Origin of the sequence: Aromatoleum toluolicum (assembly GCF_012911005.2) — a bacterium.
Lineage (GTDB): Bacteria > Pseudomonadota > Gammaproteobacteria > Burkholderiales > Rhodocyclaceae > Aromatoleum > Aromatoleum toluolicum.
In genome coordinates this window covers 64,232-89,426 of sequence record NZ_WTVS01000011.1, presented here as the reverse complement: position 1 = coordinate 89,426, position 25,195 = coordinate 64,232, and the positions used below count along the sequence as shown (strand labels likewise).

Annotated in this window: 22 protein-coding genes; 9 read left to right on the top strand and 13 right to left on the bottom strand. The window is 68.4% G+C overall.

Annotated features, from left to right (window positions below):
- Window positions 1-53 precede the first annotated feature (53 nt).
- The 8 genes from minE to GPA27_RS07275 form a co-directional block, all read right to left on the bottom strand.
- Entirely contained in the window at window positions 54-314 is a 261-nt protein-coding gene (gene minE, locus GPA27_RS07310; protein ID WP_169125577.1) for a cell division topological specificity factor MinE, read from the bottom strand.
- Window position 315: 1 nt separating this feature from the next.
- Complete coding sequence (gene minD / locus GPA27_RS07305) at window positions 316-1,131, bottom strand: septum site-determining protein MinD (protein WP_050416317.1); 816 nt, start codon at window positions 1,129-1,131, stop codon at window positions 316-318.
- A gap of 31 nt (window positions 1,132-1,162) precedes the next feature.
- Window positions 1,163-1,942 (bottom strand): septum site-determining protein MinC, encoded by a 780-nt coding sequence (gene minC / locus GPA27_RS07300; RefSeq protein WP_169139033.1) that lies wholly within the window; start codon window positions 1,940-1,942, stop codon window positions 1,163-1,165.
- A 104-nt stretch (window positions 1,943-2,046) separates the two neighbouring features.
- Window positions 2,047-2,931, bottom strand: coding sequence for an Hsp33 family molecular chaperone HslO (gene hslO / locus GPA27_RS07295; RefSeq protein WP_169139032.1), 885 nt, complete (start codon window positions 2,929-2,931; stop codon window positions 2,047-2,049).
- Complete coding sequence (locus GPA27_RS07290) at window positions 2,928-3,290, bottom strand: ArsC family reductase (RefSeq protein WP_169139030.1); 363 nt, start codon at window positions 3,288-3,290, stop codon at window positions 2,928-2,930. Before GPA27_RS07290 ends, hslO begins: the two co-directional genes overlap by 4 nt.
- Before the next feature lie 26 nt (window positions 3,291-3,316).
- Window positions 3,317-5,653, bottom strand: a complete 2,337-nt coding sequence (locus GPA27_RS07285; RefSeq protein ID WP_169139028.1) for a Tex family protein — start codon at window positions 5,651-5,653, stop codon at window positions 3,317-3,319.
- 113 nt (window positions 5,654-5,766) lie between these two features.
- The gene (locus tag GPA27_RS07280) at window positions 5,767-6,615 is read right to left on the bottom strand and encodes a D-hexose-6-phosphate mutarotase (RefSeq protein WP_169139026.1); all 849 of its coding nucleotides are present in this window, start codon (window positions 6,613-6,615) and stop codon (window positions 5,767-5,769) included.
- 9 nt (window positions 6,616-6,624) lie between these two features.
- Window positions 6,625-9,318: a bifunctional acetate--CoA ligase family protein/GNAT family N-acetyltransferase gene (locus tag GPA27_RS07275; protein WP_169139060.1), complete on the bottom strand. Its 2,694-nt coding sequence runs from the start codon at window positions 9,316-9,318 to the stop codon at window positions 6,625-6,627.
- A gap of 302 nt (window positions 9,319-9,620) precedes the next feature.
- Between GPA27_RS07275 and GPA27_RS07270 the strand changes: the two genes are divergently transcribed.
- The 7 genes from GPA27_RS07270 to GPA27_RS07240 all read left to right on the top strand — a co-directional run bounded on the left by GPA27_RS07270 (window position 9,621) and on the right by GPA27_RS07240 (window position 18,663).
- Window positions 9,621-11,081: an NAD-dependent succinate-semialdehyde dehydrogenase gene (locus tag GPA27_RS07270; RefSeq protein ID WP_169139058.1), complete on the top strand. Its 1,461-nt coding sequence runs from the start codon at window positions 9,621-9,623 to the stop codon at window positions 11,079-11,081.
- The gene (locus tag GPA27_RS07265; protein WP_169139024.1) at window positions 11,078-11,653 is read left to right on the top strand and encodes a class I SAM-dependent methyltransferase; all 576 of its coding nucleotides are present in this window, start codon (window positions 11,078-11,080) and stop codon (window positions 11,651-11,653) included. The genes GPA27_RS07270 and GPA27_RS07265 overlap by 4 nt, the downstream gene beginning before the upstream one ends.
- A gap of 222 nt (window positions 11,654-11,875) precedes the next feature.
- A complete protein-coding gene (locus tag GPA27_RS07260; protein ID WP_169139022.1) occupies window positions 11,876-12,949 on the top strand; it encodes a P-loop NTPase family protein in 1,074 nt (357 codons plus the stop codon).
- On the top strand, window positions 12,949-14,688 hold the full coding sequence (locus GPA27_RS07255) for an ABC transporter ATP-binding protein (protein WP_169139020.1): 1,740 nt from the start codon (window positions 12,949-12,951) through the stop codon (window positions 14,686-14,688). The genes GPA27_RS07260 and GPA27_RS07255 overlap by 1 nt, the downstream gene beginning before the upstream one ends.
- Window positions 14,689-14,845: 157 nt before the next feature.
- Window positions 14,846-15,715 (top strand): alpha/beta hydrolase family protein, encoded by an 870-nt coding sequence (locus GPA27_RS07250; RefSeq protein ID WP_169139018.1) that lies wholly within the window; start codon window positions 14,846-14,848, stop codon window positions 15,713-15,715.
- A 116-nt stretch (window positions 15,716-15,831) separates the two neighbouring features.
- Complete coding sequence (locus tag GPA27_RS07245) at window positions 15,832-17,205, top strand: sensor histidine kinase (protein WP_169139016.1); 1,374 nt, start codon at window positions 15,832-15,834, stop codon at window positions 17,203-17,205.
- A gap of 42 nt (window positions 17,206-17,247) precedes the next feature.
- A complete protein-coding gene (locus GPA27_RS07240) occupies window positions 17,248-18,663 on the top strand; it encodes a sigma-54-dependent transcriptional regulator (RefSeq protein ID WP_169139014.1) in 1,416 nt (471 codons plus the stop codon).
- A gap of 6 nt (window positions 18,664-18,669) precedes the next feature.
- Here GPA27_RS07240 and mnmH read toward each other — a convergent pair whose 3' ends face one another.
- Window positions 18,670-19,719, bottom strand: a complete 1,050-nt coding sequence (mnmH, locus tag GPA27_RS07235) for a tRNA 2-selenouridine(34) synthase MnmH (protein WP_169139012.1) — start codon at window positions 19,717-19,719, stop codon at window positions 18,670-18,672.
- Between the two features lie 56 nt (window positions 19,720-19,775).
- Between mnmH and selD the strand changes: the two genes are divergently transcribed.
- Window positions 19,776-20,816, top strand: a complete 1,041-nt coding sequence (gene selD / locus GPA27_RS07230; protein ID WP_169139010.1) for a selenide, water dikinase SelD — start codon at window positions 19,776-19,778, stop codon at window positions 20,814-20,816.
- Between the two features lie 41 nt (window positions 20,817-20,857).
- On the opposite strand, the gene GPA27_RS07225 is transcribed toward selD, so the two are convergent.
- Window positions 20,858-21,469, bottom strand: a complete 612-nt coding sequence (locus tag GPA27_RS07225) for an arylesterase (protein WP_169139008.1) — start codon at window positions 21,467-21,469, stop codon at window positions 20,858-20,860.
- Here GPA27_RS07225 and GPA27_RS07220 point away from each other — a divergent pair.
- Window positions 21,453-22,172, top strand: a complete 720-nt coding sequence (locus GPA27_RS07220) for an ABC transporter ATP-binding protein (protein ID WP_169139006.1) — start codon at window positions 21,453-21,455, stop codon at window positions 22,170-22,172. The genes GPA27_RS07225 and GPA27_RS07220 overlap by 17 nt on opposite strands.
- 10 nt (window positions 22,173-22,182) lie before the next feature.
- On the opposite strand, the gene hpnE is transcribed toward GPA27_RS07220, so the two are convergent.
- Genes hpnE through hpnC form a run of 3 tightly spaced genes read right to left on the bottom strand, consistent with a single transcriptional unit; the run spans window position 22,183 to window position 25,176 of the window.
- Window positions 22,183-23,493, bottom strand: a complete 1,311-nt coding sequence (gene hpnE / locus GPA27_RS07215) for a hydroxysqualene dehydroxylase HpnE (protein WP_169139004.1) — start codon at window positions 23,491-23,493, stop codon at window positions 22,183-22,185.
- A gap of 19 nt (window positions 23,494-23,512) precedes the next feature.
- On the bottom strand, window positions 23,513-24,346 hold the full coding sequence (gene hpnD, locus GPA27_RS07210; RefSeq protein ID WP_050416300.1) for a presqualene diphosphate synthase HpnD: 834 nt from the start codon (window positions 24,344-24,346) through the stop codon (window positions 23,513-23,515).
- Window positions 24,343-25,176: a squalene synthase HpnC gene (gene hpnC, locus GPA27_RS07205; protein ID WP_169139002.1), complete on the bottom strand. Its 834-nt coding sequence runs from the start codon at window positions 25,174-25,176 to the stop codon at window positions 24,343-24,345. Before hpnC ends, hpnD begins: the two co-directional genes overlap by 4 nt.
- Between the last annotated feature and the right edge of the window lie 19 nt (window positions 25,177-25,195).

Below are 25,195 nucleotides of genomic sequence, written 5' to 3'. Positions count from 1 at the left end.
ACCGGGCGCCCCGCGGTGCCCGGTGAGTCGCGGCGAACGCCGTGGACTTGGGGTCAGCGTGCCTGTTCGGGCAGGACGATGTTGACTTCCAAGACCTCGTAGTTGTCCTGCTTGTCGAGATGCACCTTGATGTCGTCCGGATTGACGGCGACGTACTTCGAGATCACCTCGATCAGCTCGCGCTGCAGTGCGGGCAGGAAATCAGCCTTGGCCGCGTCGCCGCTGCGCTCGTGCGCGATCAGCAGCGACAGGCGGTTCTTGGCGATTTCCGCCGTCTTCTTCTTTTCGCCGAAGAGGCGGGCAAGGAAGGACATCTTACTTGCCTCCGAACAGGCGCTTGATGAGGCCCGGCTTCTCGTAATTCACGTAGCGCAGTTCGCGGGTCTCGCCGAGGAAGCGCGCGACCACGTCGGTATAGGCCTCCGAAACGTCGGAGCCCTTCAGGTGGATGGCGGGCGTGCCCTGGTTCGAGGCCTGCAGCACGGACTCGGATTCCGGGATCACGCCGATCAGCGGCACGCGCAGCAATTCCTGCACGTCCTTGTACGACAGCATCTCGCCGTCATCGACGCGCTTGGGCGAGTAACGGGTGACGAGCAGGTGTTCCTTGACCGGCTCCTTGCCTTCCGCGGCGCGACGGGACTTGGACTGCAGGATGCCGAGGATGCGGTCGGAGTCGCGCACCGACGAGACTTCCGGGTTGGTCGTGACGATCGCCTCGTCGGCGAAGGTCAGCGCGAGCACCGCGCCGCGTTCGATGCCGGCGGGGGAGTCGCACACGATGTAGTCGAAGCCCATGTGCTCGAGGTCGTGGATGACCTTCTCGACGCCTTCCTCGGTCAGTGCGTCCTTGTCGCGCGTCTGCGATGCGGGCAGCACGAAGAGGTTGTCGCAGTGCCTGTCCTTGATGAGCGCCTGGTTGAGCTTGGCGTCGCCGTTGATGACGTTGATGAGGTCATACACGACGCGGCGCTCGCAGCCCATGATGAGGTCGAGGTTGCGCAGACCGACGTCGAAGTCGATGACGGCCGTCTTGAATCCCCGCAGGGCCAGGCCGGAGGAGAAGGCGGCGCTGGTGGTGGTCTTGCCCACGCCACCCTTGCCTGAAGTTACGACGACGACACGAGTCACGGTATGTCCTTCCTGAAAGTTTGCACTGCGCTCAACCGAGCTGCAGCGATTCGATGTCAAGTTTCTGTTCGGTGCCGCCGGCCGTCAGCCGCACGAGTGCCGCCCGGCCCGCGACCGAGGCGGGAATGCCCTGTTCGAAGGTGCGGTAGATGCCCGCGATGGATACCAGCTCGGGGCCGAAATTGGTCGTCACGATGCGGGCCTCGGTGTTTCCGTGGGCTCCGGCCAGTGCGCGGCCGCGCAGCGGGCCGTAGCAGTGGATGCTGCCGTCGGCGATGACTTCGGAGCCGTTGCTGACGCCTGCGAGGAGTACGAGGTCGCCGCCGCGGGCATACACCTGCTGGCCGGAGCGCAGCGGGCGGTCGATGTAGAGCGTGTTCCCGCCGGGAGCCGGCGCCGCGGCGGGAGCGGGTGCGGGCGTTGCGGCGGGCGCAGGTTCCGGACGTGCCTGCGGGGCAGGGGCGGCGGCGCCCTGGCGCTCGCGCAGTTCGGCGCCATCCAGGATCGCCAAGCCTGCCTGACGCGCCGACGCGGCGAGAGTCTCGGGCAGGCAGCGCACGCCGACGGGTTGCAGCCGGTAGCGGCGGAACAGGCTCGCGAGGCCGACCCAGTCGATGCGTTCGGGATGCGCGCTGACGCCGGAGAAATCCAGCACGGCCGCTTCGCCGTTGAAGAAATCGGGCATGCCGCCGAGCATCAGGTGCAGGGCGTCGGCGAGCCGTGCCGGTTCGGTTTCGCGCAGGACCGCGATGGTGGCGCCGAGCGTTGCGTTGCGGAACTCGATCGAACGGACGGCGTTGGGTGCGGACATGGGTGCAGAGGCCGAAAAGCTTCAAAGTCTACTGACGACAGGGGAATCGGGCAAGGCTCTCGCGGCGCATGCTGGCATGCGCCGTCAGCGCCTTGCGGGGCGGCTCAGTGCAGGGTCGGGGGCGACTCGGTGCTGCCGGGTCCGGACTCGAAGAATGCGTCGATCTCGTCGGGTTCGAAGCGGTATTCGTGGTTCGACAGGTCGTCGCGCACGATCAGTTCGCCGTGCTCGGCGTAGATGCTGCGGACTTCGCTTTCGCCCAGTGCGCGCAGCATCGCGATGATCTTGTCGCGGTCGGGCGGAAAGTCGTGGATCACCGGGCGCGCGTCATACAGGCGCACCGTTTCCTCGGCGAACAGGCGGCCGAGCAGGGTCTCGGGATCGAGCGCGAGGAGCTCCTCGCGCGTGACGGTCTGCGCGAACTGGTGCGCGCGCGACCATCCGTCCTCGTCGCGCGCATCTGCGCCGGGCAGCTTCTGCAGGAACAGCGCGGCGGCGGCGTCCTTGCTGCACGCGAGCCACAGGCCGGCCGGCTGCTGTTCGGACTGCTGCAGGTAGTGCTCGAATACCGCGGCGATGCTGTTGCCTTCGAGCGGAACGAGGCTCTGGTACGGCTGGTCCATGCCCTCGACGTCCAGCGTGAGCTGCAGGATGCCGTCGCCGACCAGTTCCGACAGGCGGTCGCCGGCGGGAACGTGATCGTCGAAGGCCGCGAAGCCGCGCAGGTTCAGGGCCTCGTCGCAGTCGATGACGAGCAGGCGCACCGGGCCGTGGCCCTGCACCTGGAAGGTGAGGCGGCCCGCCTGCTTGAGGTTGGCGGAGATCAGCGCGGACACGGCGCTCATCTCGCCGAGCAGGGTGCCGACGTTGCGCGGGTAGTCGCGGCCCTTCTGCAGCGCCTGCCAGACGTCGTCCAGGCGCACGACGGCGCCCCGGATGTCGAGGTCTTCGAGCAGGAAACGGCGTACGTAGCTCTTGTGGTCCTTCATGGGCGGGCTCCTTCGAACAGCGCCACGAGGCGTTCGGGGTCGAATCCGGCGATGGTCTCGCCCGATGCGGTCTCGATTACCGGCCGGCGGATGACACTGGTGTGCGCGGCCATCAGTGCGATGGCGTCCGCGGCGCAGGCGATGGCCTGCTGCGCGGGATCGAGCTTGCGCCAGGTGGTGCCGCGCGTGTTGACCAGTGCCTCCCAGCCGAGGCGCTCGCACCAGCGCGCGAGCGTATCGGGGGAGATGCCGGACTTGCGGTAATCGTGGAAAGTGTAGGCGATGCCCCGCGCGTCGAGCCAGGCGAAGGCCTTCTTCATCGTATCGCAGTTCTTGATGCCGTAGATCGTCGTGTTCATCGTTCGTGCTTTCGGTGGGGCGGCGCTTACTTGCGCAGCGCGCGCGCGAGCGCGTCGGCCATCGCGCCGGCGGCGGCGGGCCGGTCGTTGCCGCGCGATGGGCTGCGCTGCGCGTTGCGGTCCTGGCGCGGCGCGTCGCTGCGGCCACGTGGCGCGTTGTCGCGCGCTCCGCCGGCCGGGCGGGTTGCGCTCGGTTCGTCGCTCATGCGCATCGTCAGCGCGATGCGGTTGCGCGGCAGGTCGACCTCCAGCACCTTCACCTTGACGACCTGGCCGGCCTTCACGACGCTGTGCGGATCCTTCACGAAGCGCTCGGACAGCGCGGAGATATGCACGAGGCCGTCCTGATGCACGCCGATATCGACGAAGGCCCCGAAGTTGGTCACGTTGGTCACGACGCCTTCGAGCATCATCCCCGGAGCGAGATCCTTGAGGGTCTCGACGCCGTCGCGGAACGAGGCGGTGCGGAATTCCGGGCGCGGGTCGCGGCCGGGCTTCTCGAGTTCGGCGAGGATGTCCTGCACGGTCGGAAGGCCGAAGCGCTCGTCGGTGAATTCGACCGGGCGCAGCGTCTTCAGGAAGCTCGCGTTGCCCATCAGCTCGCGCACGTTCTTGCTCACCTTGGCGAGGATGCGCTGGACGACCGGGTAGGCTTCCGGGTGCACCGAGGAGGCGTCGAGCGGATTGTCGCCGTTGGGGATGCGCAGGAAGCCGGCGGCCTGCTCGAAGGTCTTGGGGCCGAGGCGCGGCACCTTCTTCAGTGCGTCGCGGCTCGGGAAGGGGCCGTTGGCGTCGCGGTGCTCGACGATGTTGCCGGCGAGCGTGGCGTTGAGGCCGGAGATGCGGGCGAGGAGCGCCGCCGAGGCGGTGTTCACGTCTACGCCGACGGCGTTCACGCAGTCCTCGACGACCGCGTCCAGGCTCTTCGCGAGGCGCGACTGGTTAACGTCGTGCTGGTACTGGCCGACGCCGATCGACTTCGGGTCGATCTTGACGAGTTCGGCGAGGGGGTCCTGCAGGCGGCGGGCGATCGACACCGCGCCGCGCAGCGACACGTCGAGATCCGGAAATTCGCGTGCCGCGAGTTCGGAGGCGGAATACACGGACGCGCCGGCCTCGGATACCGTGACCCGCGTCAGGCGTAGTTGCGGCAGCGCTTCCATCAGGTCCGCGACAAGCCTGTCGGTTTCGCGCGAGGCGGTGCCGTTGCCGATGGCAACCAGGTCTACCGCGTGTTTCTTCGCCAGGGCGGCCAGCGTCGCGAGCGAGCCTTCGCGGTCGCGACGCGGCTCGAAGGGGTAGATCGTCGCGGTATCGACGAGTTTGCCGGTTCGGTCGATGACCGCGACCTTGACGCCGGTGCGGATGCCGGGGTCGAGGCCCATCGTGCAACGCGCGCCGGCCGGGGCGGCGAGCAGCAGATCCTTGAGGTTGCGTGCGAACACGCGGATCGCTTCCTCTTCGGCCCGCTCGCGCAGCTCGTTCATCAGTTCGAGCTCGAGGTGCAGGGAGATCTTCACGTTCCACGCCCAGCGCACGCTGTCGCGCAGCCAGCGGTCGGCCGGGCGGCCCTGGTCGCGGATGCCGAAGCGTGCGGCGATACGGCCTTCGCAGGGATGCGGTGCGTCCGGGTCGGGCTGGTCGACAGTGAGGGCGAGGCGCAGCATGCCTTCGTTGCGGCCGCGCAGCAGCGCCAGCGCACGGTGCGAGGGCATGGTGGCGACGGGCTCGCGGAAGTCGAACCAGTCGCGGAACTTCGCGCCCTCCGTTTCCTTGCCTTCGATCACCGTCGAGCTGACCTGGCCGTTCTCCTGCAGCCAGGTGCGCAGCGTGCCGAGCAGTTCGGCGTCTTCGGCGAAGCGCTCGATGAGGATCTGGCGCGCGCCGTCGAGCACGCTCTTGACGTCGGCGAAGCCCGCATCCGCATTGAAATAGCGTTCGGCTTCGGCCTCGGGGGTCAGGGTGGGGTCGTCCAGCAAGGCCAGCGCGAGCGGCTCGATGCCGGCCTCGCGGGCGATCTGCGCCTTGGTGCGGCGCTTCTGCTTGTACGGCAGGTAGAGGTCTTCGAGGCGCTGCTTGGTTTCGGCGGAGGCGATCTCGGCGGCCAGCGCGTCGGTCATCTTGCCCTGTTCGGTGATCGACGCGACCACGGCGGTGCGGCGATCCTCGAGTTCGCGCAGGTAGCCGAGGCGTTCTTCGAGGTTGCGCAGCTGGGTGTCGTCGAGGCCGCCGGTGACTTCCTTGCGGTAGCGGGCGATGAAGGGCACGGTGGCGCCTTCGTCGAGGAGCTGGATGGCGGCGACGACCTGGCGGGGCTGGGCGGCGAGTTCGGCGGCGATGCGATGTTCGATCGGGGGAAGCATGGATTCTGGCGGGCGCGTGCGCGGGCAGCGCCGTTTGTCTGGAGAGAGGGGGGCGATGGTGCAACAGGCGGGCTTGCCTGTGCAAGCACCGCCCGGTTGCAGGGCGTATCGCGTCAGAGCGCGATCAGGCTCTGGCGCCCGGCCCAGCTTTCGCCGGCGTCGAGCTCGATGCGCTGGCGCGCGGCGGCGGCCTCGACGCACAGCATGTGGCGGAAGCCGTTGGCGGGCAGGTCGGCGAGCGCGGCGCAGCGCTCTTCCCAGGGGTTCCACACGACGACGTCGGGGAAGCCTTCCGCGTTGATGCCGAGGTTGCGGTTGCTGTCGCGCAGGAGGAGCGGCCGCTTCACGTCATGGTAGACGCGATCGGTTTCATCCTCGACGACCACCATGTCACCGGAGTCGCGCCTGATGCGGTTGTGGTCGGCCGAGTCGCGGTATTCGTGGCCGTAGAGGCCTTCGAGGCGCGCATTTTCGACTTCGCGCACGCGCAGGTAGGTGTGCAGCGCCGCGGTGAAGGCGAAGGGGGCGTGGCCGGTATTCTCGACCTCGAGTTCGACGTCGAGACGCTCGCCCTCGACGACCACAGTCAGCTCGGCGACGAAGTTCTGCGGCCAGATCGCCCAGGTCTCGTCGGTCTCGGTGAAGCGCAGCGTGACGAGTGCGTAGTCGTCGCCGGTGCGTTGCTCGCCCACGACCCAGGGGCGGGTGCGCACGATGCCGTGCTTCGGGAGCTTGCCGAGTCCTGCGAACTGCGGAAAGCACACCGGGATGCCGCCGCGGATTGGGGTGCTGCCGTCGTAGACGGCGGCGGGGCTGAGGTAGAGGCGTTCCTCGCTGCCGGCAGGGATCCACGACAGGATCTGGGCGCCGAACAGCGACACGACGGCGCGGGAGCCCGCCTGGGTGGCGAGCGCGAGCGCCGGCTGGCCGTTGAAGTCGATGGTTTCGATGGTGGCTGGCATTGCTGGCCTTCAGTCCTGCAGCGCGAGCACGCCGAGCTTGACGGTGCTGTCCTCGGGGTCGCTCGAGAGTACGAAGCCGAGGCCCTGCACGAACTTGAGCATGCGCTCGTTGCTGGCGAGGAAGACGCCGTTCATGTAAAGCAGACCCTTATTGCGCGCGGTGTCGATGAGCACGCCCATGAGCTTGCGCGCGAGGCCGCGGTGCTGCCAGTCGTCCGCGACCACGACCGCGAACTCGCACGATTCGCCGTCGGGATTGACTGCATAGCGGCACACGCCGACCTCGACCTCGGTTACGCCGCCTTCGCCGGGGATCGTCGCCAGGAATGCCATTTCGCGGTCGTAGTCGATCTGCGTGAGGCGCGCCACCATCGCGGGCGGCAGTTCGCGCATCGTGTTCATGAAGCGGTAATACTTCGACTCCGACGAGAGCGTGCGCACGAACTCGACTTCGAGCTCGGCGTCCTCCGGCTTGATCGGGCGGATCGTGACGATGGTGCCGTCGGGCTGCGTCCAGGTGCTGGTGAGCTGCGACGGATAGGGGTGGATCGCCATATGGGCATAGCGGTCCACCGACGGCGAGATGTTCTCGACCGTGACGCGTGCGTCGACGGCGACGGCGCCGTGTTCGTCGACGATGAGGGGGTTGATCTCCAGCGTCGTGATCCACGGCAATTCGCAGACCATTTCCGACACCCGCAGCAGCACGAATTCCAGCGCCTCCATGTCGACGGGCGGCATGGTGCGGAATTCGCCCAGCAGGCTGGCGACGCGCGACGACTTGATGAGGTCGTGCACGAGGTAGTTGTTCAGCGGTGGCAGCGCGACCGCGAGGTCCTTGTTGGCTTCGACGCGGTTGCCGCCCTCGCCGAAGGTGATCACCGGGCCGAAGACGGGATCGCGGCGCACGCCGACGACCAGCTCGCGGCCGTTGCGCTTCATGATCATCGGCTCGATCGCAACGCCGTTGATGGCGGCGTCGGGCTTGTTGCGGCGGACGTCCTCGAGGATTTCCTGGTAGGCGGTGCGTACCGCGGCGAGGCTGCCGAGGTTCAGGCGCACGCCGCCCGAGTCGGCCTTGTGGATGATCGACGGCGAGTCGATCTTCATGACGACGGGCAGGCCGATCTCTTCGGCCAGCACCATCGCCTCGGTCGCGGAGCGGGCCACGACGGTCTGCGCGATGGGGATGCGGAAGGCCGCGAGCAGCGCTTTGGATTCCATCTCGTTGAGCACCTTGCGGCGCTCGGCCAGCGCGGTCTCGATGACTAGACGGGCGCTTTCGATGCTCGGCGGCTTCAGATGCGACAGCGAGGCCGGCGTCTGCATCAGCAGCTTCTGGTTGCGGTAGTACGCGGACAGGTGGCTGAAAAGTTCGACGGCCGGTTCGGGCGTGCGGAAGGTCGGAATCCCCGCGACTTCAAAGGCCTTGCGGCCGTCGCGCACGAGGTCGTCGCCCATCCAACAGGTGACGACCGGCTTGTCCGCGGTCTTTTCCACCTCGACGATGGCTTGGGCAACGGCGGTGGGATCGGTGGTTGCCTGCGGCGTGAGCATGACGAGCACGCCGTCGACGTTCGGGCCTTCGAGGACCGCCTGCAGCGTCTTCGTGTAGCGCTCAACGTCGGCATCGCCGAGCATGTCGATGGGATTGGCCCGCGACCAGCCGTTGGGCAGGATCGTATTGAGCTTTTCCATCGTCCCGTCGGAGAATTCCGAGAGCGGGATTCCGAGGTCGGCAGCGCGGTCGACCGCCATGACGCCCGGTCCGCCGCCGTTGGTGATGATCGCGAGACGGTTGCCGCGCGGGCGGAAGTGCGAGAACAGCGCGTTCGCGGCGGCGAAGAGCTGGCCCATGTTGTACAGGCGGATCACCCCGGCGCGGCGCAGGGCGGCGTCGAACACCGTGTCGTCGCCGCTCACCGAGCCCGAGTGCGACCGGATTGCACGGGCGCCCTGCGGATGGCGGCCGACCTTGATCAGCAGTACGGGCTTGACGCGCGCGGCGCCGCGCAGCGCACTCATGAAGCGGCGCGCATCGCGAATGCCTTCGACGTACATGATGATGCTCTCGGTGCGTGGGTCCGAGATCATGAATTCCAGGATTTCGCCGAAGTCGATGTCGCTCGACGAGCCGAGCGAGACGACGGTGGAGAAGCCGATGTTGTTCGGCTTGGCCCAGTCGAGGATGGAGGTGACCAGCGCCCCGGACTGCGAGATCAGGCCGATCGTGCCCTTCAGTGCGCTGACATGCGCGAAGGTGGCGTTCAGGCCGAGTTCCGGGCGCATGATGCCGAGGCAGTTGGGGCCCAGCAGGCGGATGCGGTAGCGGCGTGCGGCCTCGACGACGTGGCGCTCGAGGGTGGCGCCGCGCGGGCCGCTTTCGGAAAAGCCGGCGGACAGGATGATGATCGCCTTGACCCCGGCGCGGCCGCAGCTTTCGACGACGGTGAGGACCTTCTCTGCCGGCACGGCGATGACGGCCAGGTCGAGGCGGTGCGGTACGTCCTCGACCGATTTGTGGCACGGCACACCGAGCACGGATTCGTGCCTGGGGTTGACCGCGAACAGGCGCCCGCGGAAGCCGGCGTCGAGCATGTTGCGCACGACCACGTGGCCGATCGAGTTTTCGCGCTCGCTGGCACCGATGACCCCGACCGATTTCGGTTCGAGCAGCGGGCTGAGGTAGTGCTTTTCTTTCATTGTCATTTGCCTGGATCCAGGTTCGCCAATGGCCGTCGGCTTGTTGCGGCACATCGCCGGTCATGCCGTGTGAATCGTGTCCGTGGTGATGCAGTCTGGTTCACCGTACGTGAAACTCAAGTTTACCGCAGTGCACAATTCTTATTGTGACATAAACGCTAACGATATCGGATCAGTACGAACCGCAGGGCCGGCGGAGCGCTGGCAGCGTGCAGCGAGGCCCGCCCGTGCGCACGCGCGGCTGCGCGACTAGAATCAACGTTCCTCAGGGCTTTTCGGGTTACACGGACACACTTTTCATGATGAAAGATATCGCCGACTACCCCAATTTCCGCCGCCAGGCCTATATGGATGGCTGCTGGTCGGATGCCGATTCGGGCGCGACCTTCGCCGTGCGCGATCCGGCAACCGGTGAAACGATCGCACAGGTTCCCGACATGGGCGCCGCCGAGACGGCGCGCGCCATCGCCGCGGCGAATGCGGCTCTGCCTGCGTGGCGACGCACGCTGGCTAAGGAGCGCGCGGCGCTGCTGCGACGCTGGTTCGCGTTGATCGTGGACGCCGCCGACGAACTGGCTGCGATCATGACCGCGGAGCAGGGCAAGCCGCTGGCGGAGGCGAAGGGCGAGGTGACGTATGCGGCGTCCTTCGTCGAGTGGTTCGCCGAGGAGGCGAAGCGCACCATGGGCGACGTGATTCCGACCGTGGGCCAGGACCGCCGCCTGCTGGTAATCCGCCAGCCGGTGGGGGTGTGCGCGGCGATCACGCCGTGGAATTTCCCCGCGGCGATGATCACGCGCAAGGTCGCGCCGGCGTTTGCCGCTGGCTGTACGGTGATCGTGAAGCCCGCCGAGCAGACGCCGCTGACGGCGCTGGCGCTGATGGCGCTGGCCGAGAAGGCGGGTTTCCCGAAGGGGGTGTTCAACGTCGTCACCGGCGATGCGGTGGCGATCGGCGGCGAGCTCACGTCCAGCCCCGTCGTGCGCAAGCTGTCCTTCACCGGTTCCACCGAGGTGGGCCGCTTGCTGATGGGGCAGTGCGCGCCGACGCTGAAGAAGCTGTCGCTGGAACTCGGCGGCAACGCGCCCTTCATCGTCTTCGACGACGCGGACCTGGATGCCGCGGTGGAGGGCGCGATCGGGTCGAAATACCGTAACGCCGGCCAGACCTGCGTGTGTGCCAACCGCCTGCTGATCCAGTCGGGTGTCTACGACCGCTTTGCCGAGCGCCTCGCGGAGGCGGTGAAGGCGCTACGGGTCGGCCCGGGAACCGCGGACGGGGTGAATGTCGGACCGCTGATCGACGACGCGGCCGTCGCCAAGGTCGAGAGCCACATTGCGGACGCGGTCGGGAAGGGCGCGCGGGTAATGACCGGCGGGCGGCGCCATGCGCTGGGCGGATCCTTCTTCGAGCCCACGGTGCTGGCCGACGTGACGCCGGCGATGCGCGTCGCGCGCGAGGAAACCTTCGGTCCCGTGGCGCCGCTGTTCCGCTTCGACACCGAGGAGGAGGCGATCCGCATGGCCAACGACACCGAGTATGGGCTCGCGGCATATTTCTACTCGCGCGACGTCGGGCGCATCTTCCGCGTCTCGGAGGAACTCGAGTACGGCATGGTCGGCGTCAATACCGGACTGATGTCGAATGAGGTGTCGCCCTTCGGCGGCATCAAGCAGTCCGGGCTCGGGCGCGAGGGGTCGGTATACGGCATCGAGGATTATCTCGAGATCAAGTCGATCTGCGTGGCGGGCATCGATCGATGAGCGAGGCGATCGCGCCCGGGCACCCGCAGCCGACGGAGACTTCGGCGTGGGTGCGGCGCTTCCTGCCGCTGGTGGCGCCGGGTGGCACGGTGCTCGATTACGCCTGCGGCGGCGGACGTCATGCGCGCCTGTTTGCGGCACGCGGCTTTCGCGTCGTGGCGGTGGACCGCAACGCCGAGGCCCTCGCGACGCTGGAGGGAGTGCCGCGCATCGAGCCGCGCTGCGAGGATCTCGAGGATGGCCCGTGGCCGCTGGTCGATGAGGTTTTCGACGCGGTGGTCGTCACGAACTACCTGTTCCGTCCGCGCTTTCCCGATCTGCTCGCCTGCGTGGCGCCGGGGGGCGTGCTGATCTACGAGACGTTCATGCTGGGCAACGAGCGCTTCGGGCGCCCGTCGAGTCCCGAGTTCCTGCTGCGGCCGGGCGAGCTGCTCGAGTGCCTGGGGACGGGGTTCACGGTGCTGGCGTTCGAACAGGGCGTCGTGGAGCGGCCGAAGGCGGCGGTCGTGCAGCGCGTGTGTGCGGTCAGGCGGCCGGCAGATGCGGTCGCGCTGCCGCCTGCGTCGGAGTGAGGGAGTGCGTGGGTAGCATCCCCCGAACTTGTTGCAGGAAATGGGGGATATGCCCCATGTGGGGCTTTTCCCTTTAGGCCGCGAAATGGCCGAATCGGCGGCGAAGGGGCGTGGTCATTGAGGGTGGGAAATTTTTCCATGGTGGCACGGCGCGTGCATAGGCAGTAGCGAACCCGGCACTCGAGTCCGGGGATAAGCAGCCAACCGCCCCGGAGGCCGAAAATGACTACCCCCAACGTCACCCTGCTCAATGCCAACCGTGTCGCCGGACTGAAGACGCCTTATGCGACCCGCCGCGTCCCGACGTCGGCGTTCGTGACCCTGCTCGGCGGCCCGCGCGTACCGCGCGTCGGCGACCTGATCCTTGCACGTGTCGACAAGCTCGGGCAGCACCGCCACCTGGAGCTCGCCTGCGGACGGCGGGCGCGCCTGTACCAGGGCGACGAGATCGTCCTGGCCTACGGCAACCGCTACGCGCCCGACCAGTTCGAGGCGGAGGTGCCGTCCGACCTCGGCCCCTGCCACATGGTCGCCGGTGGCGGCGTGGCAGCGCGCGTGATCACGCGTCACGACAAGATGCGCGGTGCGACGGTGGTGCAGCCGCTGGGGTTGCTGGGCGACCGCAGCGGCCGGCCGCTCAATCTCGCCGACTTCGCGCTCGAAGCGCCGCGTACCGACGGACGCCGGGCCTTCACGGTCGCCGTGGTGGGAACCTCGATGAACGCCGGCAAGACCGAGACGGCATCGAACCTGATCCGCGGTTTTGCGAGTGCCGGACTGCGCGTCGGGGCGGCGAAGGTGACGGGCACGGGGGCCGGTTGCGACGTCTGGATGATGGTCGATGCGGGCGCGCAGTCGGTGCTGGATTTCACGGATGCCGGGCTGCCGTCCACCTACCTCGCCGAGCCGCGGGAGGTGGAACGGGTGATGGGCACGTTGCTGGACGTCCTGTATGCCAGCGGCGTCGACGTGGTGGTGTTCGAAGTCGCGGACGGCCTGTACCAGCGCGAGACGGCGCAGCTGCTGAAGTCGCAGGCATTTGCACGGGCGGTCGACGCGGTGGTCTTTGCGGCCGGCGATGCAATGGGTTCGGCCGGCGGCGTGCAATCCTTGCGCGCGATGGGCTTGCCCGTGGTCGCCGCAAGCGGCCTGCTGACGGCTTCGCCGCTGGCGATGCGCGAGGCCGCGCATGCGACCGGGCTCGAAGTGCTCGATCTCGATGCGCTGCGCAGTCCCGGCATCCTCGACTTCATCGGGTTTCGGCCTGCGGAAAGCCTCGCAGTGGGAGCGATGTGATGCCGGGCGCAGCGTCGGCCGTGCCACGCATGTGGGCCGGGGCGCGACGCGCGATGCTGGCGGGGCTGGCCCTCAACGGCATCGCACAGGCGGTCGCGGCGCTGGCCTGCGCGTGGTTGACGCATCGTTTCTTCGACGTCGTGATCGATCAGCGCACCGGGGGCTCGGGGCTGGCACTCGCGCTGATTGGCGGGCTGTTGGGCGCGGGCGCAGTGCTCGCCGCCCTGCGCGTGATGGAGCGGGTGCAGGCCGAGCGTCTGGGGCAGGATTACGCTTCGGAACTGCGGCTCGCACTGTACGACAGCATGGCCGGGCAGTCGCCGCGGCGAATGCAGGCGCGCAGCCGCGGCGCCACGATCCTGCGTTTCGTCGGCGATGTAAAAGGGGTCCGGCGCTGGATCAGCCTTGGTATGCCGAAAATTGCGGTCGGCGTGTTGAGCGCGAGCGTGGCCTTGTCCGTGCTGGCCTTGGTCAATGGTGTCATGGCCTTCGCCGCGAGCGCGGGTTTCATCGGCGCGGCGGTCACGCTGGCGCTCCTCAGCGAGCGCGTCGATCCCGCCGTGCGCGAGGCGCGGCGGCGGCAGGCGCGCCTCGCGGCGAACGTGAATGACAAGATCGGCGGTATCGCCGTGGTGCAGGTGTTCGATCAGGTCGAGCGCGAGCGCGCCCTGATCGAGCGGCAGGGGGCGGGTCTCGCCGACGCCATGGTCGCGCAGACGCGCGGCATGGCGCTGCTGAAATCGGCTGCTGAATTCAGCTCGTCCTTCGCGACCGCCGGGGTGCTCCTCGCGGGGGCGATCGAGGTGGCGACGGGTGAGCTGAAGACTTCGCAGGTCGTGGGCGCGATCACCGCGGTCGGCCTGATCTCGCCGGCGTTCCGCGATTTCGGCCAGGCCCTGGGCTACTGGCGCTCGGCGCGCGTGTCGATGGAGAAGCTCGCCGCCTTCCTTGCTGCGCCTCGCTTCGCGACATCGCTGCAGGACAATGGCCATGCCTCTCCGCGGCCGCTCGTGGCGTGCGGCGGGGCGGTCGATATCGAGTTCTGCGACGTGTCGAGCGGGACCGCATTGCGAAACTTCAGCGCCCGCGCTCCCGCGGGGGCGATGGTCGCGATCGTCGGACCGAGCGGGGCGGGCAAGTCGACCGTCCTCGGCATGGCGGCCCGCCTGCTCGAACCGGACAGCGGGGAGGTTCGCATCGCCGGGGCGCCGATCGGACACTATCGGCTGTCCGAACTGCGCCGTGCGTTCGGCGTCGTGATGCCCGACCTGCCGCTGCTGCGCGGTTCGATCGAGCGAAATCTGCGCTATCGCTGGCCCGACGCGCCGGATGCCGAAGTCGCCCGCGTTGCCGGCCTGTGCGGCATCGACGAACTGCTGGCGGATTTGCCGGACGGCGCGCGCACGCGCGTCGCGGACGCAGGGGTGAATCTGTCATATGGCCAGCGTCAGCGCATCGCCTGGGCGCGGGCGCTGCTCGGAAATCCGTCCGTGCTGCTGCTGGACGAGGCCGACGCAAACCTCGATCCGGCCTCGGCGCGCGGTCTGGGGCGGATTCTCGACAGTTTCGAGGGGACCGCGCTGATGGTGACGCACAGCTATGCGCGGATGATCCAGGCTGACCTCGTGTGGTACGTCGAGGCCGGGCGATTGCTCGAATCCGGCACGCCGGAAGAGCTGATGCGCCGGGTGAGCCGAACGCGGCGCCTGTTCCAGCGTGAAGCCAACGCGGCAGGGTGAGCACATGATCTCGTCCGCGATTGCGCCCCCGAACGATCCGCCTGCGATGCCGGTCCTTGCGCCTTGCGAGCGGGCGCGCGTCTCCCCGGCCGCGTCCCTGGCCGGTCGGCGGGACGGGAGGCCCGCAATCGAGGGCAGCCATGCGAGCGCGGCAAGGATGGGTGCTCCGCTGGCGGGGCGGATCGAGCAGCGCGCTCTCGAATCCGACGGGAGCCTGCAATACGTCACGTACATGCCGTCGCGCGGCGGTGCGGGCGCGCCCGTGCTCGTGACCGTGCATGGCATCTCGCGCAACGCTTGGGAGCAGGTGAGCATGTTCGCCCCGTACGCGGAGCGCGCGGGCGTCGTGCTGGTGGCGCCGCTGTACGAGCACGGACGATTTCCGCGCTACCAGCGCCTGACCACGAACGAGCGTGGCGAGAGTCCGATCGCGGTCCTGGAGGCGATGGTTGCCGAAGTGGCGCGTACGACCGGCGCCAGTGGCGAGCGACTGCACCTCTTCGGTTTCTCGGGGGGCGGCCAGTTCGTGCATCGTTACGCGATGGCCCATCCGGACCGGGTGGCCGGCTACGTGGTCGGCTCGGCCGGCTGGTATACCTTTCCCGACGCGCAGCGACGCTATCCCTACGGGTTGCGATACAGCCGGCGCCTGCAGATGGGCGGCTTCGAACTGGGCCGGTTCCTTGCAGTGCCGGGATGGGTGCTGGTGGGCGAGCGCGACGTGCATGAGGGCTCGGCGATGCGCAAGACCGAGCGCGTGATGCTCGAGCAGGGATTGTCGCGGATGGAGCGCGGGCTGCGCTGGGTGGACGCGGTCAACGCCAGGGCGGTCGAACTGGGGCTTGCGGCGCCGGTGCGTTTCGAGCTGCTGCCGCGCTCGCCGCATTCCTTCCGGCGCAGCATGCGCCGCGGCGACCTGGGGCAACGGGTGTTCGGCCACCTGTTCGGGCTTGCGGAGAACGCGGCGCCGGCCGCGGCGTCGCTGAGCAAGTCCTCTGCGGAACCTGAAGGGAGGGCCGCGCAATGAGTGCCGATTTCCTCGCCATGCGTCTAACATGCGCATGTGTCGTTCCCGCTTCGACGGGCGATGCATGGGGGCGCGAATTGTCCGCGGGCGTGAATGCGGGTGGAGGGGATGGTGCGATGACCGGAACCAGACGCGAAAGACGTGCGACGCCCGCACAGTTGCGGCCGTTCAACCTGAGTCGCTGGTTTGCGCTGATCGGGCTGCTGTCGATCGCGTCGATCTCGGCGATTGCGGGCTACCTGATCTCGGATTTCGTGACCGAGCGCATGGTGCGGCAGGAAGGCCAGCTGACCATGGAAATGGTCGAAAATCTGGTCATGACCGAGCAGTCCGTGCGCAGGCTCCTCGTCGAGCGCGAACCGGTCAGCACGGACGAGCCGGGCGGGGCGTTTTCCCATCTCGCGCTGATGCCAGGGGTGCTGAGGGCGAATCTCTACGATACGTCGCGCCGAATATTGTGGTCGAGCGAGATGGAGATGATCGGACAACAGTTCGGCGCCAACGAGGAGCTCGACGAAGCCCTCGCGGGGAGGCTCGTCGCACATGGCAAGCGCCACGAGGTCAAGGAAAAGGCTGAGCACATGCATCTGGCACGTGCGGCCAACTTCTTCGTCGAGATCTACCTGCCGGTGCGGGACACGGACGGCAGGGTGTTGGGTGCGATCGAGTTCTACAAGAATCCCGTCGCGCTGTTCAACGCCCTGCAGCAGCTCAACCGCAACATCGCTGTCGGCGCCGCGCTGGCCGGGCTTTTCCTGTATGCCGCCCTGTTCGGCATGGTGCGGCGGGCGGACCTGTTGATTTCCGAGCAGCAGCGCCGCCTGGTCGATGCCGAGACGCTGGCCGTGGTCGGGGAAATGAGTTCCGCGGTCGCCCACGGCATACGCAATCCGCTCGCGTCGATCCGCAGCTCCGCCGAGCTGATCCTGGTCACCGACGAGAAGACGGGGCGCGAGGCGGCGGGCGACATCATCTCCGAATCCGACCGGCTCGAAGCCTGGGTGCGCGAGCTGCTCTCGTACTCGCGCCCGCTGGACGAGAAGGCCGGCGCGGTGTCGCTCGCGCCGATTGTGGCGCGCTGTGTCGACGAGTTCGGGCGCGAGCTGCACCGGCGGCACATCACCGCGTCGCTGCAGGTGCCTCCCCAGATGTGTGCGGTGCGTGGCGATGCGCTGCTGCTGGCGCAGGTCCTGCACAGCCTGGTGGCGAACGCCATCGAGGCGATCCAGGCCGACGGGCGCCTGGAGATCGGCTGCGAGAGCGTGCGCGGCGGACGCCAGGTGGTGCTTACTGTGCGCGACAGCGGTCCCGGCATGACCTCGGAGCAGTTGCAGCGGGTGGGCAAACCGTTCTACACGACCAAGACGCAGGGCTTGGGTGTCGGCCTGGCGCTCGCCCGGCGGATCATCGAGCGCTATGGCGGCACGATGGACATCGACAGCGCGCCCGGCTGCGGTACCGCGGTGCATCTGACGCTGACGTGTGCATGACCGACCGGTTCGATCAGGCGGCAGAGAGGCAGGAGAAGGACTATGGGGCGCGCGATTCTGGTGATCGAGGACGAGGCGGTCCTCGGCAAGAACATCCGCATCTACCTCGAGCGCAGCGGCTACGACGTGCGTGTCGCCGGCAGCGCGGAAGACGGGCTGGCGCTGCTCGACGTGTTCAAGCCCGATGCGGTGATCCTCGACTTCAACCTTCCGGGCCTCAACGGCCTGGAGGCACTGACGCGCGTGCGCGCCTTCGATTCCGGCATCCCGGTGATCATGATCACCGGTCACGGCACGGTCGAACTCGCGGTCGAGGCGATGAAGTCCGGCGCGCGCGACTTCCTGACCAAGCCGGTCGCGCTGGGCAAGCTCAAGCTGTTGATCGACAAGGCTTTCGACGAGAAACAGCGTGACAGTGCGCTGGATTATTACCATCGCCGCGAGGCCGACTCGACCGACCTGGCCAGCCTGTTCGGCGACTCGCCGCCCATGGTGGCGCTGAAGAACACGCTGCGCCAGTTGCTCGACGCGGAATCGCAGTTGCAGGACACCGATGCGCCGGCGGTGCTGGTACTCGGCGAAACGGGGACGGGCAAGGAGCTGGTCGCGCGGGCGCTGCACTTCAACGGGCCGCGGCGCGACAAGCCTTTCGTCGAGCTCAATTGCGCGTCGATTCCCGCACAATTGCTCGAGTCCGAACTGTTCGGTTACGAGCGCGGCGCATTTACGGATGCGCGCGAGCGCAAGCTGGGCCTCGTCGAGACGGCGGAGGGCGGAACCCTGTTCCTCGACGAGATCGGCGACATGGATCTGTCGCTGCAGGCCAAGCTGCTGAAACTGCTGGAAGAAAAGACGGTGCGGCGCATCGGCAGCCTGCGCGACCAGCATGTCAACGTGCGCATCGTCGCCGCCACGCATCGGCCGATGGAGACCCTGGTGCGTGAAGGCAGCTTCCGCGCCGACCTCTACTTCCGCCTGTGCGTGTTCCAGTTGAGCCTGCCGCCGCTGCGCGAGCGGGGAGCGGACATCCTGTCGCTGGCACGGCATTTCATCGCGCTGCACGCCGCACGCTACGGCAAGAGCCCGCCCGCGCTGACGCGCGAGGCCGACGCAGTGCTGCTCGCGCACAGCTGGCCGGGCAACGTGCGCGAGCTGCGCAACGTGCTCGAACAGGCCGTGCTGCTGGCCACCGGGCCGACGATCGACGCGCCGCAGCTGTCGCTGTCGACCGCGGTCACGGTGCCGCCCCTGCCGCATGGCGTCCCGGAGCCTGCGCCCGCAGCGCCGGTCGCGCCTTCCGCGCCGCAGACGCTCGAGGACATGGAGCGCCGGGCCCTGCTCGACGCCTTGCGCCAGACCGGTTGGAACGTGTCGCGCGCAGCCCGCGTGCTCGGCATCAGCCGCGATACCTTGCGCTACCGCATCGACAAGTTCGGGCTCACGGTCGCTAGCGTGTGAGGGCGCTCAGGCCTGTGCCGCGAAGATCCTCTGCGCCAGCTCGCGGATGCCGGCGGGGCTGAGATCGTCGCAGGCGAAGCTCGGGGCATCCGGGAAGCGCGCGAAATTGCGGTTCTGCGAGCGCCGGTAGAGCGGGTCGTAATGCAGGTCGATGAACTCCGCGTACAGCGTGGGCAGGTCGTGCTGGCGGGCGAGATCCTTCCAGCGGTCGAGGATCTCGTTGCTCTGCAGGCCGCGCAGGAAATCGATGCGGCTCTGCAGGTCGGGCACGTCGTCGCCGAGATAGGCGTAGTCGCGTACCAGGAACTCGATGCGCGCGTCGCGGGCCGCCTCGATCGCCACGCAGGGGCTCGCCCGCATGTGCGCGATGAGGCCCTCGGGGAGGTGGATGCGGCCGATCTTGCGGCTTTCCGCCTCGACGAAGACGGGGCGGACGGGGTCGAAGCCGTGCAGCTTTTCATACAGGCGGGTTTCGAAGGATTTCTGCGTCGGCTGCGGACGGTCGGGCAGGGCGCCCAGCACCGATCCCTTGTGCGCGGCGAGGTCCTCGAGATCGAGCACCTGCGCGCCGAGTGCCGCGAGCTGTTCGAGTACGCGCGTTTTGCCACTGCCGGTTGCGCCGCAGATCACGCGCAGGTCGAAGCGCTGCGGCAGGGTCTCCAGTTCGGTGACGACCATGCGGCGCCAGGTCTTGTAGCCGCCTTCGAGCTGGCACGCGTCCCAGCCGATGAGCCGCAGCCAGCTCACGAAGGAGCCGCTGCGCTGGCCGCCGCGCCAACAGTAGACGAGCGGGCGCCAGTCCTTGGGTTTGTCCTGGAAGCGCTCGCGCAGGTGGCGGGCGATGTTCTCGGCGACCATCGCGGCGCCGATGCGGCGCGCCTCGAAGGCCGATTGCTGCTTGTAGATCGTCCCGACGATGGCGCGCTGCTCGTTGTCCAGCACCGGGCAACTGATCGCGCCGGGGATGCGGTCTTCCTCGAATTCCGCGGGGCTGCGGGCGTCGATGAACTCGTCAAAGGTGTCCAGCTGTGCTACGGTCGCGATGCCTTTTTTCATGCCTTGTCGCGGCGCGCCGGTGCTCGCCGGGCGGCCGTCTTTCCCCTTCGGAATCCATGGATCAGATCAAACTCACGCAATTCTCCCACGGCGGCGGATGCGGCTGCAAAATAGCGCCCGCCGTGCTGTCGAAGCTCCTCGCGCATGCGCCGGCCGGCATCGTCCCGCCCGAGCTCCTCGTCGGCACCGAAACCGCCGACGATGCGGCGGTGTACCAGCTGAACGAGCGGCAGGCCATCGTGGCGACGACCGACTTCTTCACCCCCATCGTCGACGACCCCTACGATTTCGGCCGCATCGCCGCGACCAATGCGCTGTCGGACGTGTACGCGATGGGCGGGCGTCCCATCATGGCGCTGGCCATCGTGGGCATGCCGCTCGACAAGCTGCCGCCCGAGGTCATCGGCCGCATTTTGGAGGGCGGCGCCGCGGTGTGCCGCGACGCCGGCATCCCGATCGCCGGCGGCCATTCCATCGACGTGCTGGAGCCGATCTACGGCCTCGTCGGGCTGGGCGTCGTCGATCCGGCGCAGGTCAAGAAGAACGCCGGCGCGCAGGCGGGCGACGTGCTGATCCTGACCAAGCCGCTGGGCATCGGCATCCTCTCCGCGGGGCTCAAGAAGGGGCTGCTGACGGATGCGGACTACACCGAGATGCTGCGCTGGACGACGCTGCTCAATCGCGTCGGCGCACGCCTCGCCGGCATGGACGGCGTGCATGCGGTGACCGACGTCACCGGCTTCGGGCTGGCCGGCCACCTGCTCGAGATCTGCCGCGGCTCGAAGCTCGGCGCGACCGTGAACTTCGATGCGCTGCCGAAGATCGCCGCCGCCGAGAAGCTCGTGCGCGACGGCATCGCCACCGGGGCCTCGACGCGCAACTGGGCGAGCTACGGCGACGACGTGGCGATGGCTGCCGATGCGCCGGAGTGGCAGCGCAAGCTCATCACCGACCCGCAGACCAGCGGCGGCCTGCTGATCGCCTGCGCCGAGTCCGGCGTCGAAGCGGTGCTGGCGGCGATCCGCGCGGAGCAGGGCAGCGAAGGGCACGTCATCGGACACATGGTCGCAGGCGAAGCGGTGCTGCGCGTCGGATGAGCGCGATGCGGGCCGGTTGCGGACCGGCCCGGCAGGCTGCTTCAGCCCTTGAGCAGCGTCCTCAGCCCCTTCCACACCGTTTCGAGGATCAAGGGCTGGGCTTCGGCGGTCGGATGGATACCGTCGGGCTGAAACAATTCCGGTTTGTCGGCGAAGCCGTCGAGCAGGAAGGGGACAAGTGGCACCTTTTCGGCGCGCGCGACCTCGGTGAAGGTCTGGTGGAAGCGCCGCGTGTAGGCGGGGCCGTAGTTGGGCGGCAGCTGAATGCCCACGAGCAGCACCTTGGCGCCCTTGCCGCGCGCCGCCTGGATCATCGCGCTGAGGTTTTCGCCCATCAGCGCGGGCTGCAGGCCGCGCAGGCCGTCGTTGGCGCCGAGCTCCAGGATGAGGAGGTCGGGCTTGTGGCGGTCGAGGGCCGCGCTCAGGCGAGTGCGGCCTCCGGCCGTGGTTTCGCCGCTTACGGAGGCGTTGATCACGGTATGGCGGAACCCTTCGCGTGCAAGTCGCGTCTGCAGCAAGGTGGGCCAGTCTTCCTTCGGCCGCAGGCCATAGCCGGCGGACAGGCTGTCGCCCCACACGAGTATCGTTGCCGCCTGGGCGGCACCCGACAACAGGACTGCAAACAAGAAGGTCACGATGGATCGCAGCGGCATTGAGTTCTCCGTTCCGGTGATGCAGGTCTCGGGCCTGTCGAAGAGCGTCGAGCTGGCCGACGGCCAGGGCACGCTCAAGATTCTGCAGGATGTAACGTTCGACGTCGCGGCCGGCGAGTCGGTCGCGATCGTCGGCGCCTCCGGCTCGGGCAAATCGACCCTGCTGGGATTGCTCGCCGGGCTGGATGTTCCGAGCAGCGGCGGCGTGCGTATCCTTGGTCGGGATCTGTTCGCGCTCGGCGAGGACGACCGCGCGGCGCTGCGCGGCGAGGCGATCGGTTTCGTGTTCCAGGCCTTCCAGCTGCTGCCGGCGCTGACCGCGCTCGAGAACGTCATGCTCCCGCTCGAGCTCGCCGGCGCCCGCGATGCCGCGGCCACGGCACGGCAATGGCTCGAGCGCGTGGGCCTGGGCAGCCGCCTGCGCCATTATCCCAAGCATCTCTCCGGCGGCGAACAGCAGCGCGTCGCGCTGGCGCGCGCCTTCGCGCCCGACCCGCGGCTGCTCCTCGCCGACGAGCCTACCGGCAACCTCGACGCGGTAACGGGCGAAGCGGTGATCGAGCTGATGTTCGCGCTGAACCGCGAATCCGGAACCACGCTGATCCTCGTCACGCACGACGAGTCGCTCGCTGCGCGCTGCGACCGCGTCCTGCACATGCAGGCGGGACGTCTCGTGGAACCGGCGGCGCTGCGGCCCGCCTGAGGCGACGGGTTCAGGCCGCGGTGCTGGCGATGCGGCGCAGCACGCGCGACGCCGCCTTGATTCCCGAACGCACGGCCGATTCCAGCGTCGCGGGGTAATCCGAGTCGAGGTAGTCGCCGGCGAGCCACAGCCCCGGCACGGGCGTCTGCGTGCCGGGCCGCGAGATGCCGGGACGGCAGGCGAAGGTCGCACGCTTTTCGGTGATCACCTGCGACCACTCGAGGGGGGGCAGGCGCAGGCCGAGTTCCTGCTCGAGCTGCGCATGCACGGCCAGCAGCAGGTCTTCGCGGGATAGCGCGTCGTGCGGACCGTGCGCGCTGATGACGCAGGCGACGAGGCCCTGCGGCCCGCCGAGCTGACCGCGGTCGAAGGCCCACTGGGCCGGGCCGCGCGCGAGGCCGATCATCGGATAGGGCAGGCGCACCGTCGGCCCGAGCGCAAGGTAGACAGTCGTGATCGGCTCGCTCGGCAGCGCGGCGATCATCGCCGACAGGCGCTCGCAGTGGCCGACAGAGTTCAGCAGGGCGGTGGCGTGGTGCGGTGCCGTCGCGAGCACCACCTGCGCATAGATCTGCCGCTGCGCGGGGTCGCCTTCCAGCCGGAATCCGCCATGCACCTGATGGATCGCTTCGACCGGCGTTCCGGTGCGCAGCCTGCCGCGCCGCACGGCGAGGTAGCGCGCCGCCGGCACGGGGAAGAGTTCGGACAGGTCGACGCGCGGGATCAGCAGTTCGCTTGCCGCCGCGCCGGCCCCGAGGCTGTCGCGCAGCACGTTCGCGAACACCTGCGCCGAGGCCTCGGCGAGCGGCGTGTTCAGCGCGGCGACGCACAGGGGCTCCCACACCAGATGCACGAGGCGTTGCGGCTGACGCAGCTCGTGCAGCAGCGCCGCCACGCTCTGCGTGGAGTCGACGCGGAAGCGTCGCTTCTTCAGCACCCGCATCAGGCGCAGCATCGCGAGCCGGTCGCCCCAGCCCAGGCCCCTGGCACCCAGCAGGCCCAAGGCCAGGTGGAGCGGGGCGGGCAGGCGGGCGGCCTGCAGGTGCAGCTGCCCCGGCGTGTGGAGCGTGAGCGGCAGGTGGGCGAGCTCCTTGGGCGAGCCGCCGGTCACGCGCAGCAGGCGCAGCAGTTCGCCGTAGGCGCCGAGCAGGATGTGCTGGCCGTTATCGACGCGCCAGCCGTCCTTGAAGACCGCGCGCGCGCGTCCGCCGAGCGTGTGCGAGCGTTCGAACACGGTCACCTGCACGCCGCGCCGGGCGAGTTCGACCGCGCACGCCAGGCCGGCGTAGCCGGCACCGATGATCGCGACCGGATGGTTCATCACCGGGCCCGCTGCGCCGTCATGCGCGCACCCAGGTCTTGCCGGCGATCCACAGCTTGCGCACCGGCGTCAGCGAGGTGCGGCGGTCGAGCACGAGGAAGCCGTCGCTGGCGATCTCGCGCAGCAGCGTGCGGTAGATCGCCGCCATCACGAGGCCGGGGCGCTGGCTCTTGCGGTCGGCGGCGGGGAGCTGGGCGAGCGCCTGGTCGTAGAACTTCTCCGCGCGTTCGGCCTGGAAGGCCATCAGCGCGCGGAAGTTGTCGTCGTGGCGGCCTTCCATGATCTGGCTCGCCGGGACCTTGAAGCGTTGCAAGTCCTCGATCGGCAGGTAGATGCGGCCACGGCGCGCATCCTCGCCGACATCGCGGATGATGTTGGTGAGCTGGAAGGCCATGCCGAGGTCGTGCGCGTACTTCAGCGTCTGGCGCTCGCGGTAGCCGAAGATCTCGGCGGCGAGGAGACCGACCACGCTGGCGACACGGTAGCAGTAGAGCTGCAGCCCCTTGAAGTCGAGGTAGCGGGTCTGCGTAAGGTCCATCTCCATGCCGTCGATGATCTCGAGCAGCTGTTCGCGCGGCAGGTTGAAGCGCGCGCTGACGTCCTTCAGCGCGAATCCGACCGGATGGCTGGGGGAGCCCGCATACGCCTGCGACACTTCCTTGCGCCACCAGTCGAGCTTGGTCTGGGCGACCTGCACGTCGTGGCAGTCGTCGACGACGTCATCCACCTCGCGGCAGAACGCATACAGGGCCGTGATGGCCTGACGGCGCTCCGGCGGCAGGAACATGAAGCTGTAGTAGAAGCTGGAGCCGCTCTTCGCAGCCTTGTCGTGACAATAATCGTGCGGATTCATCGGTTTCTCGGGTAATGCACGGACCGCCAGGCGAGGCGCGGCCAGTCGCTGCGGGTGAGGGCGGGTCGGCGGCGGAACACGTCGTAGCCGACCGCCTCGATGCGTTCGAGGATGCGCAGGCCGCCCAGCACCATCAGGCGCAGCTCCCAGCCGATGCGTCCCGGCAGTTGCCGTGCGAGTGGCGCCCCTTCGAGCATCATCGTGCGCGCGCGTTGCACTTCGAAGTCCATCAGGGCGCACCAAGCATCGTCGCAGCGCCCGCTGTCGATGTGGGCTTCGTCCACGCCGAAGCGCGTCATGTCGGCCTGCGGCAGGTAGATCCGCCGCTTGCGCCAGTCGATCGCGACGTCCTGCCAGAAGTTGATGAGTTGCAGGCTCGTGCAGATCAGGTCGGAGCGGCGCAGGTTGTCGGGCGTCGCTGCGTCGTAGAGGTGCAGCAGCAGCCGCCCGACGGGGTTCGCCGAGCGGCGGCAGTAGTCGAGCAGTTCGGCGAAGTCGGCATAGCGCGTCTTGCCCACATCCTGGCTGAAGGCGTCGAGCAGGTCGCGGAAGTACTGCAGCGGCAGCTTGTGGGCGCGGACGTTCGTCGCGAGGCGGGTGAAGATCGGCGCGAGCGAGGCATCGCGCGGCGGCTGGCCGGCGCCGATCGCATTCAGTTCGATGCGGTAGTCGTTGAGCCGCGCAAGGCGCGTAACCGGGGCCATGTCGCCCTCGTCGGCGATGTCGTCGGCAGTGCGTGCGAACGCGTAGATGGCTTCCACGGGCTCGCGCAGGCGGGCCGGAAGCAGGAGCGACGCGACAGGAAAGTTTTCGTAGTGGTCGACGGGCATGATCGGGGCGCCGCGAGTA